Raw genomic sequence first — 16,389 nt, forward strand, 5'->3', positions numbered from 1 at the left:
TTATTTTTAGTTACTAAATATCTAAATGCCATCGCGGGCAAGCCCGCTCCAACAGAGCCCGCGCCAGCCCGCTCCTACAAGACCTTTTGCCGGCTCACTGGACCTGGGCCACGGGACTTTCCGTGGCCACCAACCGGCGCCCACGGTTGAACCAGGCCGCCAGCGCCGGTAGCAGGAATATGGCCCCCAAGACGTTCACCAGGAACATGAAGGACAACAGCACGCCCATGTCTGCCTGAAACTTCAGCGGCGCAAACGCCCAGGTGCACACACCAATCGACATGGTCAAGGCTGTGAACACCGCAGCCGTGCCCCGTTGGCACATCGCCTCGTAGAACGCCTCGCGCAGGTTCGCACCACCGGCCATTTCGTGTTGGATACGTTCATACAGGTAGATCCCGTAATCGACACCCACCCCCACACCCAACGCCATCACCGGCAAGGTCGCGACTTTCAGGCCAATGCCCAGCATCGCCATCAGCGCGTTGCAGAGGATCGCTACAATCGCCAGGGGGACGAGAATGCACAGCACGGCGCGAACCGAGAGGAAGGTCAGCCAGCAGAACAGCGCCACCGAACCAAAGAGTGCCGCCAACATGATGATCTCCGCCCGTTTCACCGCCTCATTGGATGCCGCCATCACACCCACGTTTCCGCCCGCCAGGAGAAACGCCACCTGCGGGGTGCGAACCTCGGCGATGATGCGCTTGGCTTCATTGATCGCATGGGCCACCGTGGCCCCTTCGTGGTCGGCCAGGAACACCAGGATCTGCATTTGCTGGCAGCCGTCGGTCACCAACCCGTCGTCCGGCATGTAGGCCCGTGCGCCCTGGCTCAGGCCGCGTGCTGAACCAGGGATCGCTGCCCAGCGCGGGTTGCCTTCGTTGTTACCGGCAATGACCCGTTTGCCCATGCCGGCGACGCTCTGGACCGACTGCACACCGGTGACAGCGCGCATGCGGAAATCGAAGGCTTCTACCGCACGCATCACTTCCGGCGACAAGCACCCTTCTTCGATGCCCTGGACTTCGACAAACACTGACATTACGTCGAGACCGATCGAATAGCTGTCGACAATCTTGCGGTTGTCCTGGTTGTAGCGCGAGTCGGCTCTGAGCTCCGGCGCGCCCGCACCGATATCGCCCACCGCGAGGTCACGTGCCTTGTAGGCGCCGGCCACCAGCAGCAACAGGCTGATGGCGAACACACTCAGTGCAGGTCCCGGCTCGGCCAGCGCAGACAACCGCCACCACAGCCGATGCCTGCCGGCCTGACGGTTTTGCGCCCGTCGCAGCAACCCGGGCTCCAGCCGCAGGTAGGAGATGATCACCGGCAGCATCAGCTTGTTAGTGATGATCATCAGCATCACGCCGATACAGGCGGTCACACCCAGTTCATGCACGATCGGGATATCGATCAACATGATCACCGCAAAACCCAGGGCATTCATCAACAGCGCCAGGGAGCCGGGAATGAAGATTTTGCAAAATGCCGAATGCGCGGCCCGCAACGAATCGCTACCCGCCACCACATCCTGCTTCCAGGCATTGGTCATCTGCACGGCATGGGACACACCGATGGAGAAAATCAGGAACGGCACCAGGATCGACATCGGATCAATGCCAAGCCCCAACAGCGGCAACAGGCCAAGCAACCAGACCACCGGCAGCAACGCCACCACCAATGCAACCACCGTCAGGCGCAAAGAGCGCGAATACAGCCAGAGCAGCAGCCCGGTAATGACGAAGGCGATCACAAAGAAGCCGATGACCGTGTTCAACCCCTCGACCACATCACCGACCAGCTTGGCGAAACCGACAATGTTGATTTCGATCTGCTCATTGCTGTACTTGTCGCGGAGCTCTTCAAGACGGCGGGCAACCTCGGCATATTTCACCGGTTCGCCGGTCTGTGGGTCGATATCCTGCAGGTCGGCACGCACCATGGCCGACTTCAGGTCGTTGGCCAACAAGCGCCCGATCTGCCCGGACGCGGCGGCATTGCTGCGTACCTGAGCCAGGTCCTGTTCGGTGCCGCTGAAGCGTGGCGGTACGACCACATCACCGAAAAAACCCTCCTCGGTGATTTCGATGTAGCGTACGTTGGTGGTGAACAACGAGGTGACGCTGGCGCGACTGACCCCGGAGATGAAGAACACATCGTCGGTCACCTTGCGCAAGGTGTCGAGGAACACCGGGTTATAGATATCCCCCTCGCCTTTCCAATGCACGCTGACTAGGAAACGGTTGGCACCGGTGAAATACTGGCTGAACTTCAGGAAGTTGACCATGTACGCGTGTCGCACCGGAATCTGCTTGTTGAAGCCGGGGTCCAGTTGCGTGTGGGTAGCGCTGTAACCCAGGCCTGCGGTCACCAGCACAAACAGCACTAACAACCCCTTGCGCCATGCCATCAGCCGATCCGCGACCGCTTCGACGCTGTGCGTCACCCAGCTTTTAGCTTGTTTCATTGCCCGCCTCTCATTTACCTAGGGCGGCAACGCTGCCACCAGAACCCTGGAGTAACCCGCGCTCACCACCGACCAGCAGACGCGAACCGACCATCGTCGCCGAGGTCAAGGTGCCGAGGCCGGCCAAGCGACTGACACCAACCAGCGCACCCCGAGCATCCAGCCGAACGACCGAGCTGCCAGCTCCGACGATCACCAGGCCAGAGTGGTCGGGCAACAGCACATGCCCGTAGAGCGGCAGTTGGTTACCGACGTTGACCTGTGCCCAGCTATCACCGAAGTCGTGGCTGACGAATACATGGCCGCGCATGCCATAGGTCACCCAATGCTCTGGGCTCAGGCGCACGATGCCGAACAACGAACCGCTGTAAAATGCAGGCAGGGTCTGCCAATGCTTGCCGCCATCGCGGGTACGCAGCACCAGGCCTTGCTCGCCGACCAACATCCTTCGGCCATCAGGGCCGCCGTCCATGCTGTTGAGGTGCGCGCTGTCGACATCAAGTGCCAGCTTGCGCCAACTCAGCCCGGCATCATCGGACTGATAGAACTTACCGAAGCTGCCGAACGCCAGGACACTCTCGTCACCGGCCGCCCAGACACCCAGCAGCGGCTCGCCCAATTCATTGTCGTAGCGCATTTCCTGCCAGTGGCTACCGGCATCCTCGGAGCGCAGGATCCAACCGTCGTGCCCGACCGCCAGTAGGCGTTGCTCACCCAGTGCCACCAAGGCAGTCAGCGCGACATCACGTTGCCGGTCGACACTGGCCTGCTGCCAACTCACACCCTGGTCGTCGCTGAACAGGATGCTGCCGCGTTCGCCCACGGCCACGACACGTGTCCCCAGGCTGAGCAAACCGTTGATTTGAACCCGGTCCGAACGCAGCGCGACTTGTGCTTGCTCGGGCTCGGTTTTGGGGGAAAAGGTAAACAGGATGGTCAGCCCGACAACCAGGCAGACCAGGTATCCGATCACTGAGCGCATGAGGGACGCTCCTGTTCGTGACACGCGTGCAAAGTGGGGGTCATTGGGCCAGTCCTCTTGTTCTTGTATGGCGCCACGCCTTGGGTCGCAGCGAGCTAAGTGGGCATTGCCTAGGGGGGATACTCAGGTGTAGGGCCGTTTGAAACATCGTCCAAACGGCTTAAAAATGGCGTGAATGGCGTATGTCGGAAATGCGCGGCAAAGGCGCACGGCAATGCCGCCCACAGCCTTGCCGTGGGCGCAAGACGGGCACGATCAGGCCCGGTAGAGAATCACCAGATCGTTGATGACCGACGGCCGTTCATGACCGACGACATGGGTGTTGAGCTCCAATGTCAGTTGGGTGCCTCTGGCAAGCAGTTCGACCTGCTTGACCCGCGCCCGCGAATGGATACGCGAACCCGCTGGCACGGGTGCCGGGAAGCGCAAACGGTCGGAGCCATAGTTGATCTGGGTAGTGAACCCTGTGATCTCGAAACCCAGCGCCAGCTTCATCCGCGACTGCAACACCTGCACCAAGGCGCCGTGGGCGATGGTGCCGCCGAACGGACTCTGCAGACGAGCACGCTCAGGGTCGGTATGGATCCAGTAGTCGTCGCCAGACAACTGCGCAAAGGCATCGATCAGGGCCTGATCCACCACGATGCTGTTGCTCCAGTCACTGAACTGTTCACTGACCAGCGCCTGCAGACTCGCGGCATCGTTGAAATCGATCTTGCGTGGCTCGGGTTGCGAGTGCGTCGGTGTCGGTTCGCTGTCAACGGCGGGCAAGCGTTCAAGGCTGGCAGCCTCCTTGTCCAGGCCGGTGAAGCGCAACAAGCGATTGCCCTTGGCGTCGACCTCGGCAAACACCGGTTTCAAACGCATGCCGATGTGTATTTCGTCTTCAGCCAGGCCGACCAGGTTGGTGTTGATGCGCACACCTTCGGCCAACTCGACAACCGCCAGTTTCTGCGGCATTTCATCCATGAAATCGGGCAAGGTGGGAATGCGCGTCAGCGTGTAACTGTACAGCGTCGCGCTGCCCTCGACCTCGCGCCAGGCCAGGTCATGGGCCATGCAGGCGGGACAATGCCGACGCGGGTAGAAAATCCAGTGCGCACAGGCTGTGCATTGCTGAATCAGTAAGCGCCGGGCCTTCAGGCCTTCCCAGAACGGTGCGGAAATTTCCGTCGGTACAGGCATCGGTTTATTGTTGGACATGGTGCTTATGCTCCCTGAAGTATCAATGCGCCCTGCTCACTCATCACGCCGCCGGTACCGGAGACATAGACGCTGTCACAGCGTCCAAGCTGACGTTCGCCGGCCGAACCGGCGATTTGCGTCACCGCCTCGATCACCTGGGACATGCCGCCGGCCGAACCGGCCTGACCGAAACTGAGCTGCCCGCCGTGGGTATTCATCGGAAAATCACCCCGCCAGGTCAGGTCATGCTCACGCACAAACGCCATGCCCTCGCCCTTGCCACAGAAACCTGCATCCTCAAGGGTCAGTAACGCGGTGATGGTGTAGCAGTCGTAAATCTGCGCGGCGTCGACATCGGTCGGCTTGAGCCCGGCCATCTCGAAGGCCCGTCGCGACGCCGGCCCAATCGGCGTGTGAATCATGTCTGCCGCATAGGACGGCGACTTGAAGGCCAGGTGTTCGCCAAAACCGGTAATGAACGCGGGCCGCTTGCGCGCCCGTGCCGCGACTTCCTTGGAAGCGATGATCATTGCCGCACCGCCGGCCACGGGCATGACGATTTCCAGTATGTGCAGGGGATCGGCAACCATTTTGCTCGCCAGCACCTGCTCAATGGTCAACGGCTGGCCATAGAACATGGCCTGCGGGTTGGCCTGGGCGTTGGTGCGCTGATCCACGGCGATCTTGGCCATCGCCACCGGGTCGTAGCCGTACTGGGCGGCATACCGCTGGGCGATCATGGCGTAACCGGTGTTCTGGCCCATGTGCCCGTAGGGCAGGTCGAATTCAGCCTCCGGCGCACCGAACGCCGTGCTGTGGCCACCAAAGCGCATGGCCCTGGCCATCCAGCTCGGGTCTTCATCCGGGCCCAGCGGTGCCATGCGTGCAGGCAGTACGCACAGTACCGCCTGGCACAACCCCAGTTCGATGGCGGCGGCGGCGCGCCAGACCATACCCACTGAGGTACAGCCGCCAAGGTCCACCACTTCGGCAAAATTCAGCCGCAACCCCAGGTACTCGGCGGCCATTGCCGGGACGAACACCGACGCCTCATGAAACTGCGGGCCGTTGATCACCAGCCCGTCAAGGTCTTCAGCCCTGAGCCCCGCATCGCGCAGAGCCTGGGCCGCCAGGTCGGCGACTTGTTCAAGGTGAAACATCTTCGGCGCAGTCGCGTACTTCTCCGGTTTGTACTGCGCGGTACCAATAATGGCCGCATGCCCTTTGAGCCCCATAGTGCCTCCACTCCGAAGCGCCGGGCTTCGGACATTTCCAAGTGATGGTTAAGGCCCGAGGCAGGCAACCTGCCCCGGACCTGAGTGGTCAAGACGAAACAGCCGGGATCAGAAGGTGTACTTCATCGAGAACGTGGCGTAGTCACGGTCGGCAAACGGCCGCTTGATCGCATCCGCTGCGCCCAGATAGCTGGTCACGTTCATGCCGACTTCCAGGTTGCCCAGGTACTTGAATGTGGTACCGATACTCATGCGGCGGTCGCCCTGAACGCCGGAAATGCTGCCGGCCATCGGGGTCGAGCCACTGAATACGTTGGAAAAGCGCACGGGCACTTCAAGGTCCCAGCCCTGGAAAACGCCCGGGTAGCTGAACGAGGCGCCCAGGGTGTAGGCGCTAGCCGATTTGGTGCGCCAGGCAGAACTGGTCTTGTAGGTGTAGTCATCCGACTCCCCAACCAACGGTGCCAGCGAAGGCAACAGGTTCACGCCTTGCAGATTGCCCGCGGCCGAAGTGGATTCGACGCTGTCGACCAGCACGTGAACAATCTCCGCCGTCAGGCTGGTCTGGCTGGCCCATGGCCGATCGCCGAGAATGCGGATCGCCGACAGTTGCATCTGTTGGCCCTTGCCCTTGGCCGGTACCGGCCCGAGGCCAGTGTTGACCATGACCGGCGCACCGTCGCGGTAGGACCACTCAGCACCGACCTGGGTATCACCCAGCTTGGTCGAGGCGCTGATACCGGTCAGCTTGATGTCTTCGAAATACTTCACCCGGTAGCCGTTGGGCGTGAAGGCATAGAGGCCGCCACCCACGGGCAACGGGTCATACCCCACCAGCGCAGTGGCCGGGTTTTTGTCGTGGTAGTTGACGTGAAACAGCGACAATTCAAGAGCCGGTACGGGGCGGTAGCGAACCTGTACCCCCCACTGCCCACCGTCGCGAGGCTCGTCGGTACCACGGTAGGCAACCTTGCCGCCTTGGGTGATGATGAATTCGCGGCCCGGGCCGACGACGTCACTGCCAGACAGGTAGCTGCCCACTGGCGGCAACTCGGTGCCTTTCCATTCGTACTGCACATAAGCGCCAAAGGTAAGGCTTGGATTCAACCGATAGGACCCGGAGAACTGCCCTACCGGCAACAGGATTTCCTTGACCTCAACGCCCGGCTGCGCCGCCTTCACCGCATCGGAGGGGTTCTGTACGCCGTTGACGCCGGGGTAGTAAAGGCTCTCGCCCCAGGACTCGATATGGCGGCCCGCCTTGACGTCGAGCATGGAGTCATTGTCAAAGCGCCAGCCACTGAATACGTAGGCATCCAGCAAACGCGTGCGACCACCACTGTAGTAACGGGTATCACTGGTAAATTCGTCATTACGCCCGGCCTTGTTGACGGTCGCGGGCGAATCGTTGTCGTTTTCCTGGTGGTAGACATCATCGTAGAAGGTACTGCCGCGCACGACGGCACCGTAGTTGTCCTTGCGCAGGATCATCTCACCCAGCGCACCCACACGGTTGGTGGTCAGGCTGCCGCGATCGAAGTTGCGGTTGGCATCGTCAGCGTTGACCCCAAGCAAGCGATCATTCTGATCGTTAAGGCGCACGCCCACGCCGTAGCTGGTGGTTACCGACCAGTCGAGGGTCGTGCCGTTATCAAACTCGATCGTCTCCCCCGACCATACCGGTGTCGAAACCAAAGCGATGGCCGCCGTCAGGCTGACTGCCTGAACACCGCGCGAACCAAGGCCAGTACAATTATTGTTGTTCTTATCGATCACACTGACTCTCCTCAAGGGCAACCGGTTGGCCGCCTGGAATGTTGAACATTGCCGCTGCACCGGCCGCTCAAAACACCACGAGCGGGGTGACAGCAGGTGCCCCCTGCGGGGAACGCCGATACTGGTGAAGCCCGCGGTGTTCCTCCCGCAACAGCGACCCTTCGGCCACGAGGTAGTTGGCATGCGCCAACGTTTCTCCCAGCGCCATCAGTTCGTCGAAACGACCTGAAAGCTTCGGGAACAACACAGCCATCAGTTCGAGCGCACTACGCGGCTCCTCACAGCTGGCCAACAGCAGCGCCAGGTGAGCCTGGTGATGGGCCTGTAACTGGTCCAGGCGCTGATGCAGGTTGAAGAACGGCCGTTCATGGGCCGGCAGAACCAGAACGCTGTCCGGCAAGTCACGCAAGCGCTCAAGGGAGGCCAGCCAGTCGCGCAGCGGATCGGCTTCCGGCTCAGTGGCATGCACGCCGACCGTCGGGGTGATGCGCGGCAACACCTGATCCCCGGAAATGAGCAGCCCATCCTCTTCAGCAAACAGGCAGGCATGTTCGGGCGAGTGCCCGCGGCCGACCACGACCTGCCAGAGGCGACCGCCGATGCGCAGGTGGCTGCCGTCGCGCAAGCGCCGGTAACTGTTGAAATGCGCGGGACGGAAATGCCCGTTCTGGATCACCTCGTACATCTGGGCGGCCTGCTCGCTGCTGAAACCGGCCTTGCGGTAGAACGCCAGGAAGTCCCAGCCGGGCGGCTGATCAGAGGGGACGCTGACGTACAACGACTGGTATTCACAGGCGGTCATGTACACCGGGCAGCGAAAGCGTTCGGCCAACCAGGCGGCGACACCGGCATGGTCGGAGTGATAATGCGTGCAGACCACCGCCAGCAGCGGCAGCCCCGCGCACGCCTCACTCAACACGCGCTCCCAGACCTCGCGGGTTTGCACGGTGTTCATGCCGGTATCCACCGCTACCCAGCCATCGCCATGACGCAGCAGATAGAGGTTGATATGGTCCAGACGAAACGGCAGCGGCATACGCAGCCAGAGCACCCCCGGCGTGACTTCACAGACCTGCCCGGCGGCCGGGGCCTGCGGCCACGGGTAGCGCAGGCCGCTGCGCAGCTCATGGCCGTTCGGGTCCAGATCAGCCATGATGCGCACCTGCGAACGGCGCCAGACCGACTCGCGCCAACACCTCTGGCGAATAGGGCTGGTAGGTTCGCGTGCTTTCATCACGAATGAACAACGGATCGCTGCAGGCAATCGGGCAATAGCCCTGGCGCTGCAAATCGACCTTGCGCAGCTTGAAGGTGCTGGTCAGGTCCGCCGCCGCGGTCACACGTACGAACACTGGCGCGGCGTAACGCGGCAGGCACGCTTCAGTGAGTGCGTACAAGGCCTCGGGCTGGAACACTTGCCCCGGCTGCATCAGCACTGCGGCCATGCCCGCACGCCCCTCATGCCCCGGTACCTGCACACCGTAGATATTGATCAGTTCAAGGCCCGGCAGATCCCCCAGGGCATCGGCGACTTCCTGGGTGGAGACGTTCTCGCTCTTCCAGCGGAAGGTGTCGCCGATACGGTCCACGAAATAGCAGTAGCCATCGGCGTCCTCGCGCAACAAGTCGCCCGAACTCCAGTAGGCATCACCTTCGCGAAAGACATTGCGGCGGATCTTGCTCTCGGTGGCCTCGGTCGAGGTATAGCCTTCGAAGCGCCCACCGCCGATATCCGGATGATCGACGATGAACCCCATGGCTTCACCCACTTCGCCGACCTCGCAGAGCTGATAGAAGCCATTCTCGTCGCGCGGATGACAGTCATTTTCGACATCGAAGCGCACCAGCCGCAGGTTGGTCTTGTTCCAGTCAGGTATACGCCCGCACGAACCGATATAGTTGTCGACATTGATCAGGTTGGTGTTGGCTTCGGTGGCACCCCAGCCCTCGAAAACCTGGATCGGTCCAAAACGTTCAATCCAGCGTTGCCACGACTCAGGTGTCAGGCCGGCACCGAGCATGCAGCGCAGGCTATGTTCGCGTTCACCCGGTACAACCGGCCGGTTGAGCAGGTAGCGGCAGATTTCGCCAATGTACTGGAAGACGCTGATACGGTGACGGGCGACATCGCTCCAGAACTCACGCACGCTGAACTTGCGGCGCACCACGATGCTCGCGCCGGCACGTAGCGCGGTCGAGGTCACCGAGGTGGCGGCGGCCCCGTGGTACAGCGGCAGGCAACAATAGAACACGTCGTCGCAGGTGGCCTGCAGCGTTACCTCCATTACATCGCCAGACGACATCCAGCGCATATGGCTGTAACGGGCGGCCTTGGGCAACCCGGTGGTACCCGAGGTAAAAATCAGCAAGGTCGGGGCCTGGGCCTCGATGTCCGCACGCACATCGCGGGGGAAGGCACTGCGTGGCGCACTGTCCAGGCGCGCAGCGAAATGCCCGTCGACCCCCTTGGGAAGCGCCTCGGGCCATGGGTTCTCTGGGTCGCGTACCAGCCAGTAGGGCAGCTCAGGCAGGCCCTCGGTAACCTGGACATTGGCCAGGCACTCTTCCCCGACCACCAGTGCCTTGGCCCCGGTGGTTTCCAGCGCATGCAACAGGGGCCGGCCATTGACCTGGGTGTTGATGAACGCAACCACCACCCCCAGCTTGACCAGGCCAAACCAGGTGCAGAAGAACGCCGGGCGGTTTTCCATCACGATGGCACAGACATCACCGGCGCGCAGGCCATTGGCGTAAAAGGTATGGGCCATCTGGTTGGCGCGCGCATCGACTTCGGCGTAGCTGAGGATTTCGTCGCCATAGATCAGAAACGCCCGGTCGGCATGACGGATGGCCTGCTGCTCGAGCCGATCGGCCAGGGTGTAGTGGTCACGGGGTTTGATCTGCGCGCTGGCTACCGAACGTCGATCCAGAATCGCCTGGGTCTGTTCACGGGGCACAGGGCAGCTCGGCAAGACGCTGGCCAGGTTACTCAAGCTCATGGCGTCACCTCCAGTGCATCGGCCTGATAGACGGGGTAGTCGGTATAGCCACGAGGGCCAGAGGTGTAGAGGGTCTTGCGGTCAAAGCCGGCCAACGGCAGGCCGTGCTTCAAGCGTTCGACCAGGTCGGGGTTGGCAATGAAGTGTCGGCCGAAGGAGACCGCTGCGCCCTCGCCTGCTTCCAGCGCGGCGCGGGCCGAAGCGCCATCAAAACCGTCGTTGAGAATCAGTCCATGGGCGCTATGCTCGCGCGCCAGGGCAAAGGCATCGAGCCCCGCCACCGGTGAACGCATGATGTGCAGGTAGGCCAGGCCCAGCGGGGCCACGGCGGCGCAGAGTGCGACAGCGGTGCCTGCCGCGTCGAGGTCGTCGATATCGTTATAGGGGTTGCCCGGGCACATCCGAAAGCCCACACGGCCAGCGCCAATCGCTGCGGCCATGGCCTCGATCACGTCCTTGGCAAACCGTACCCGGTTGCTCGCCGAACCGCCGTAGGCATCGGTACGCTGGTTGCTGCCCGAGGCCATGAACTGCATCGGCAGGTAGCCGCTGGTGCAATGCAACTCGACGCCATCGAAACCAGCTTCACGCGCATTCAACGCTGCCTGACGGTAGTCCTCGATCACCGCGGCGATGCCTTCCAGGGTCAACGCCTGCGGGCTATCGGTGTCCACCAGGCCAACGGCATCACTGAACACTTGAGTGCGTGCGCGCACCGCCGACGGGCCCACGGTAGCCGCACCGCCGGGTTTGTTGTAATGGCTGGCAGCGCGCCCCACATGCATCAGTTGCAGTACGATGCGACCGCCTTGGTCATGCACGGCACGGGTCACCTGGCGCCAGGCGGCAATCTGTTCGCCGGTGTAGATCGCCGGTGTACGGCAATAGCCCAGGCCACTGGCCGATGGCGCCGTACCCTCGGCAACAATCAACCCGGCGCTGGCACGCTGGCGGTAGTACTCGACCATGTCGGCACTTGGCACCGCACCGGCATCGGCACGACTGCGGGTCATCGGCGCCATGACGATACGATTGGCCAGCTGCAGTTCGCCGAGGCACACCGGCTCGAACAAGATGCTCATGTCAGCTCCTTAACGTCTTATTGTTTCCGGCGATGCCAAGCGGCTCACCGCAAGGTGGCCAGGGATTGCGCAGAACCGGATATGGGCTGAATGATTCACCTTGAACGCAACTGAAACATCGTCCGACAAGACTAGATTTACCGGCCTGGACATCGCAGCCAAATGCCCGCAACTACGGGAAAAATGGTCTGAACGGACGATGAAAAAACAGCCGGATGCACTGACGATCAAGCCCACTAGAACAAGACCGGGAGCACCCGCAGTGAACGCATCCAACCCCGTGACATGGCGAACGCATTACGCGCTTTTCGTGCTCGCCAGCATCTACGTTTTCAACTACATCGACCGCCAGTTGATGGCGATTCTGATCGAACCGGTGAAGCTCGAGTTCGGCATATCGGACACCGGCATCGGCTTGTTGTCGGGCGTGACCTTCGCGGTGTTCTATACGGTTTTTGGCTTCCCTTTGGGGCGCCTGTCGGATCGCATCGGGCGTAAACCGGTCATTGCCTTCAGCTGCATCGCCTGGAGCCTGATGACCATGCTCTGCGGCATGGCTGGCAGCTTTCTGACGCTGGTACTGGCACGGATCGGCGTCGCTGTCGGTGAAGCCGGCGGTACCGCGCCGTCAGTGGCGATGGTTTCGGACCTGTACCCGGCACGCCGCCGCTCGACAGCACTGGCCGTGCTGATGCTGGGCTCAAGCCTGGGTGCGATTGTCGGCCTCGGCCTAGGCGGCTGGATTGCCCAGCACCATGGCTGGCGCTACGCCTTCTTGCTGATCGGCGCCCCCGGTATCTTCCTTGGCCTGCTCCTGCTGTTGACCGTACGCGCGCCAAAACCTGCACTGCCGCCAGCGCACCTGAACAAGGCTGCACTGCAGCAGGAAGGCTGGCTCAAGACGTTGGTCGAGCTGTTCCAGATGCCATCATTCCTGTGGCTGGTGCTCACCGGCGGTGCGGCGGCCATTGCCGGGTATGCGATTGGTACCTGGAGCCCGAGTTTCCTCATTCGCTCCCATGGCCTGAACCTGCAGGAGGCTGGGTTCCTGGTCGGCGTGGTCGGCGGCACCGGCTCGACTATCGGCACCCTGACCTGCGGCCTGCTGACCGACCGAATGGCACGGCGCGATGTCGGCTGGCAAATCGGTGTACCCCTGTTGGGCACGCTGATCAGCATCCCCTTTGCACTGGCCTATTTCCTCTGGCCACAAGGCGTTGCCTTCCATATCGGCAGCATCGCCGTACCGCAAGCGTTCCTGTTCTACAGTGCGTTCGGGTTCTTCGGTGTCTGGTGGGCAACGCCCTGCCTGAGCGCGATCACCCACCTGTTTCCGGCCTCGCGACTGGCCCAGGCCACCGCTATTTTTGTGATGTCGATGACCTTGCTCGGTGTCGGTGTCGGTCCGCTGCTGATTGGCATGCTCAGTGATTTCTTCATCCCGACCCTGGGCGGCGAGTCGCTGCGCTATGCACTCGCCTCTTCCGTCTCGCTGCTGGTGCTGGCGGCGGTTTTCCTGGCGCTGGCACTGCCGCGTTATCGACAGCAGTTGAAGCAAACGGCGCTGGCTGTCCCTCCCGCACAAGCCGTTACCGCCTGACGGCATCAGGTACGCACGCGAACCGAGTTGAGACTATCGCAGGCAAGCCTGCTCCCACCTGTGGGAGTTGGCTTGCCAACGATGCAGGCCCCCCGAACCTACTGACACCCCGCCGATGCCATCGCAGGCAAGCCTGGCACACGGGGCCAAGCCAGAATCACAGGCTCAAGGCCAGGCTCAGGCTGACGTTGCGCGGATCACCCGGCATGACCCACGCCGCGTTGTAGCTGCGCTCGTAATAGGTGCGGTCGAACAGGTTGTTGAGGTTCAAACCAAGCGTAAGGTTCTCCGTCGCCTTGTAATGGGCCAACAGATCGACCGTGCTGTAACCGGGCAAGCGGAAATCGCTGCCAGCAAGGCCCGAGCGCTCGCCTACATAGTTGGCCGCCACCCCCATGTCAGAACCGCGCAAGGCACCGTCCTGGAACTCATACACCGCCATCAGGCTGCCGCTATGCCGGGGGATACCCAGCAAGTCGCTGCCCTTGGGCACGCTGGCATCGCCCTTGGTGACTTCGGCGTCGATGTAGGCATAGGCGCCAATCACGCGCACGGCATCGCTCAACTGGCCACTGAACTGCGCATCCAGGCCCTGGCTGCGTGCCTTGCCCGCCGCGATGCTGTCGCCATTGGCATCGGTGGTGATGACGTTTTCCTTGTCGATCTGGAACAACGCAATCGTCGCGCCCAAACGGCTGTCGAACAGGTCGAGCTTGACCCCGGTTTCATAACCCAGGCCTTTCTCCGGCTTGTAGACCTCGCCCTGGGTGCCCATGCCGTTAGGCTTGAACGAGGTCGATGCGTTGGCGAACACCCCCACCTGCGGTGTCAGCTGATACAACAGGCCCACCCGAGGCGTAACGGCATCTTTTTCCTGGGTGTTACTGACCTGCGTTGCTCGGTTCTGAGCGGTCTGCTCGATATGTTCAAGACGTACGCCGAGCAACCCCCGCAGCCGTTCGGTGAAAACGATCTGGTCCTGCAGGTTCAGGGCGTAACTTTCGGTGCGCTCGAAGAAGTCGTTGGCCTTGACGATGGCAGGTTTGGGTTGGCCATACACCGGGTTGTAAACATCCAGGCCATAGTCCAGGGTCGTAGCGCTTTGCGGGTACTTCTGGCTGTTGCGGTAGTTCTCGTACTCCAGGCCAATCAGTGTCTGGTGTTGCCAATTGCCCACATCGAAACGGCCATGCAGTTCTGCCTGGGTGATGTTGTCGTTCCATTCAAAATTCCGCTGACGGTAGAACCGGCTGATGGCCGTTCCAACCACCCGTGAAGCTTCCGAGCTGTCACCGTTGAGGGTGCCCTGGGTGTAATGGTTGGCCAGACGCAGCTTCCAACTGTCATTGAGGTAATGTTCCAGCGCCAGGTCCAGCGTCTGATTGTCATTGCGGATACGGCCATCGTTGGGTTCACCCAGAAAGGTCGAACGCTTTACTGAACCCAGTTCGTTGTTCACGGCCGCAATGCCACGGTCGAACACCGACTCGGTACGGGAGAATTCCGTATCGACGAACAGTTGCGTGTCCGGGTTGAGCTGCCAACTCAGCGACGGGCTGACAATCCGCCGCTGGCTGTCGACATGGTCACGGAAGCTGCCGTTGTCTTCCACCGCCAGGTTAACCCGCGACAGCAGCGAACCATCGTCGTTGAGCGGGGTGTTCACATCCAGGCTGCTGCGGTAGCGGTCCCAACTGCCGGCACTGGCCTTGAAGCGGGTGAAGGCTTCGGCCTCGGGCCGTTTGGTCACGATGTTCACCAACCCGCCGGGGTCACCTCGCCCATACAGGCTGGCAGCAGGCCCCTTGAGCACTTCGATACGCTCGATACTTGAGGTATCCGGCGCGCTGTAGCTGCCCCGGTTGACGGCAAAACCATTCTTGTACAACTCGCCGGTGGTGAAGCCCCGCACGCTGTAGTTGAGGAAGGTCAAGCCACCAAAATTGTTCTGCCGCGACACACCCCCGGCAAAATCCAGTGCGCGATCAATGCGGGTGCTGTTGAGGTCATCGAGCACTTGGGCGGGTACCACACTGATGCTCTGCGGGGTGTCGCGGATGTCGGTATCGGTCTTGGTCGCGGTGCTGGAGCGCGTGGCCCGGTAACCCTGTACCGGGCCATCGGCACGCTCTTCAAAACGACTGTCACTGACGGTGACGGCATCGAGGACGATGGTTTGTTCGGCAGTGACAGGCACGCTCAACAGGCCTGCAGACAGGCCAAGGTACAACCTTCCTAGCGGGTGATTCATGGGGGCTCCTTTATTAACTATGTAATAACATAACAATAAAGTGAGCAATATCCTACTGCTTAGCGAGAATCATTTACCGAAAGGAGGGTATCGCGGTGAGTGCCTGCCGCATTGCTGCAGGCACTGGGCTGACGTGCCGGGAATGATCAGTCTTCAAGCGGCTTGGGCGGCGCTGCCGGTTTTGCTGGCTTCGCCGGTTTTACCGGTTTGCCCTCTTTGCCTTCCTTACCTGGCGCAGCCTCTGTCACGACAGGTGTCGTCGTAACCATTTCTTTCTCGCTGGCCGGCAACTGATCGATGGTGGTGAAAAGCTCCTTGGGCTCAACCGTACCAATGCGCTCGAGCTTTTTCTCGCCATCCTTGCCCATCAGAATCACCTTGGTACCCACGCTGGCACCCAGCTTGAGCTCGCGAATCAAGGCCATGGTGGTTTGCGGGTCCATGTTCTTGCCGTCGCGTTGACCGATGGTATTGGCGATGGTGAACAGCACCATGTTGCGCTCAGTGAACGCCTGACGGTTGGCCGGTTCATCCAGGGCCTTTTTCAGGCTGACCAGCGTCGGGTCTACTGTACTGGGCGCAATGATGATCAAGGGTCGGGTTCTACCCCGCTCCAGAGCGAGGGGGCCGTCACTGTCAGCGGCCATCAAGGGGCAGGCAACAGCCAGCAGGGTGGCAAGGGTCAGTGAACGAGTGAGCATACGCATCTCCTTCTTGTTTCAATGCTCCATAGGCTACGAATCCTGACGAAAGATCCGACCTGCGAGCCTAAACGACTGTACCGACCATGTACGCAAGACAACGGTAAC

11 protein-coding genes are annotated in these 16,389 nt (G+C 61.4%); 1 reads left to right on the plus strand and 10 read right to left on the minus strand.

Features of this window, described 5'->3' with window-relative positions:
• Positions 1 to 94 precede the first annotated feature (94 nt).
• The 8 genes from AB7M23_RS19800 to AB7M23_RS19835 form a co-directional block, all read right to left on the minus strand.
• Positions 95 to 2,470, minus strand: a complete 2,376-nt coding sequence (locus AB7M23_RS19800) for an efflux RND transporter permease subunit (protein WP_454241789.1) — start codon at positions 2,468 to 2,470, stop codon at positions 95 to 97.
• A gap of 10 nt (positions 2,471 to 2,480) precedes the next feature.
• Complete coding sequence (locus AB7M23_RS19805) at positions 2,481 to 3,452, minus strand: WD40/YVTN/BNR-like repeat-containing protein (RefSeq protein ID WP_454241790.1); 972 nt, start codon at positions 3,450 to 3,452, stop codon at positions 2,481 to 2,483.
• A gap of 255 nt (positions 3,453 to 3,707) precedes the next feature.
• Positions 3,708 to 4,655 carry a bifunctional OB-fold nucleic acid binding domain-containing protein/MaoC family dehydratase gene (locus AB7M23_RS19810; RefSeq protein WP_330523390.1) on the minus strand — a complete coding sequence of 316 codons (948 nt, stop codon included), beginning with the start codon at positions 4,653 to 4,655 and terminating at the stop codon, positions 3,708 to 3,710.
• Positions 4,656 to 4,660: 5 nt separating this feature from the next.
• Positions 4,661 to 5,872, minus strand: coding sequence for a thiolase family protein (locus AB7M23_RS19815; protein ID WP_454241791.1), 1,212 nt, complete (start codon positions 5,870 to 5,872; stop codon positions 4,661 to 4,663).
• Between the two features lie 108 nt (positions 5,873 to 5,980).
• Positions 5,981 to 7,648 (minus strand): DUF1302 domain-containing protein, encoded by a 1,668-nt coding sequence (locus tag AB7M23_RS19820; RefSeq protein WP_102051897.1) that lies wholly within the window; start codon positions 7,646 to 7,648, stop codon positions 5,981 to 5,983.
• Positions 7,649 to 7,715: 67 nt separating this feature from the next.
• Complete coding sequence (locus AB7M23_RS19825; protein ID WP_454241792.1) at positions 7,716 to 8,801, minus strand: MBL fold metallo-hydrolase; 1,086 nt, start codon at positions 8,799 to 8,801, stop codon at positions 7,716 to 7,718.
• Positions 8,794 to 10,647, minus strand: a complete 1,854-nt coding sequence (locus AB7M23_RS19830) for a long-chain-acyl-CoA synthetase (protein WP_102051899.1) — start codon at positions 10,645 to 10,647, stop codon at positions 8,794 to 8,796. The genes AB7M23_RS19825 and AB7M23_RS19830 overlap by 8 nt, the downstream gene beginning before the upstream one ends.
• On the minus strand, positions 10,644 to 11,729 hold the full coding sequence (locus tag AB7M23_RS19835; protein WP_454241793.1) for an alkene reductase: 1,086 nt from the start codon (positions 11,727 to 11,729) through the stop codon (positions 10,644 to 10,646). Before AB7M23_RS19835 ends, AB7M23_RS19830 begins: the two co-directional genes overlap by 4 nt.
• 262 nt (positions 11,730 to 11,991) lie before the next feature.
• Here AB7M23_RS19835 and AB7M23_RS19840 point away from each other — a divergent pair, with 262 nt between their 5' ends.
• A complete protein-coding gene (locus AB7M23_RS19840; protein ID WP_065758663.1) occupies positions 11,992 to 13,329 on the plus strand; it encodes a spinster family MFS transporter in 1,338 nt (445 codons plus the stop codon).
• Positions 13,330 to 13,486: 157 nt separating this feature from the next.
• On the opposite strand, the gene AB7M23_RS19845 is transcribed toward AB7M23_RS19840, so the two are convergent.
• Both AB7M23_RS19845 and AB7M23_RS19850 read right to left on the minus strand, forming a co-directional pair.
• Positions 13,487 to 15,580 carry a TonB-dependent siderophore receptor gene (locus AB7M23_RS19845; protein WP_454241794.1) on the minus strand — a complete coding sequence of 698 codons (2,094 nt, stop codon included), beginning with the start codon at positions 15,578 to 15,580 and terminating at the stop codon, positions 13,487 to 13,489.
• 146 nt (positions 15,581 to 15,726) lie between these two features.
• Positions 15,727 to 16,281, minus strand: a complete 555-nt coding sequence (locus tag AB7M23_RS19850; RefSeq protein WP_102051902.1) for a DUF4174 domain-containing protein — start codon at positions 16,279 to 16,281, stop codon at positions 15,727 to 15,729.
• Between the last annotated feature and the right edge of the window lie 108 nt (positions 16,282 to 16,389).

The sequence above is a fragment of the Pseudomonas sp. HLS-6 TE3448 genome, from assembly GCF_053629555.1.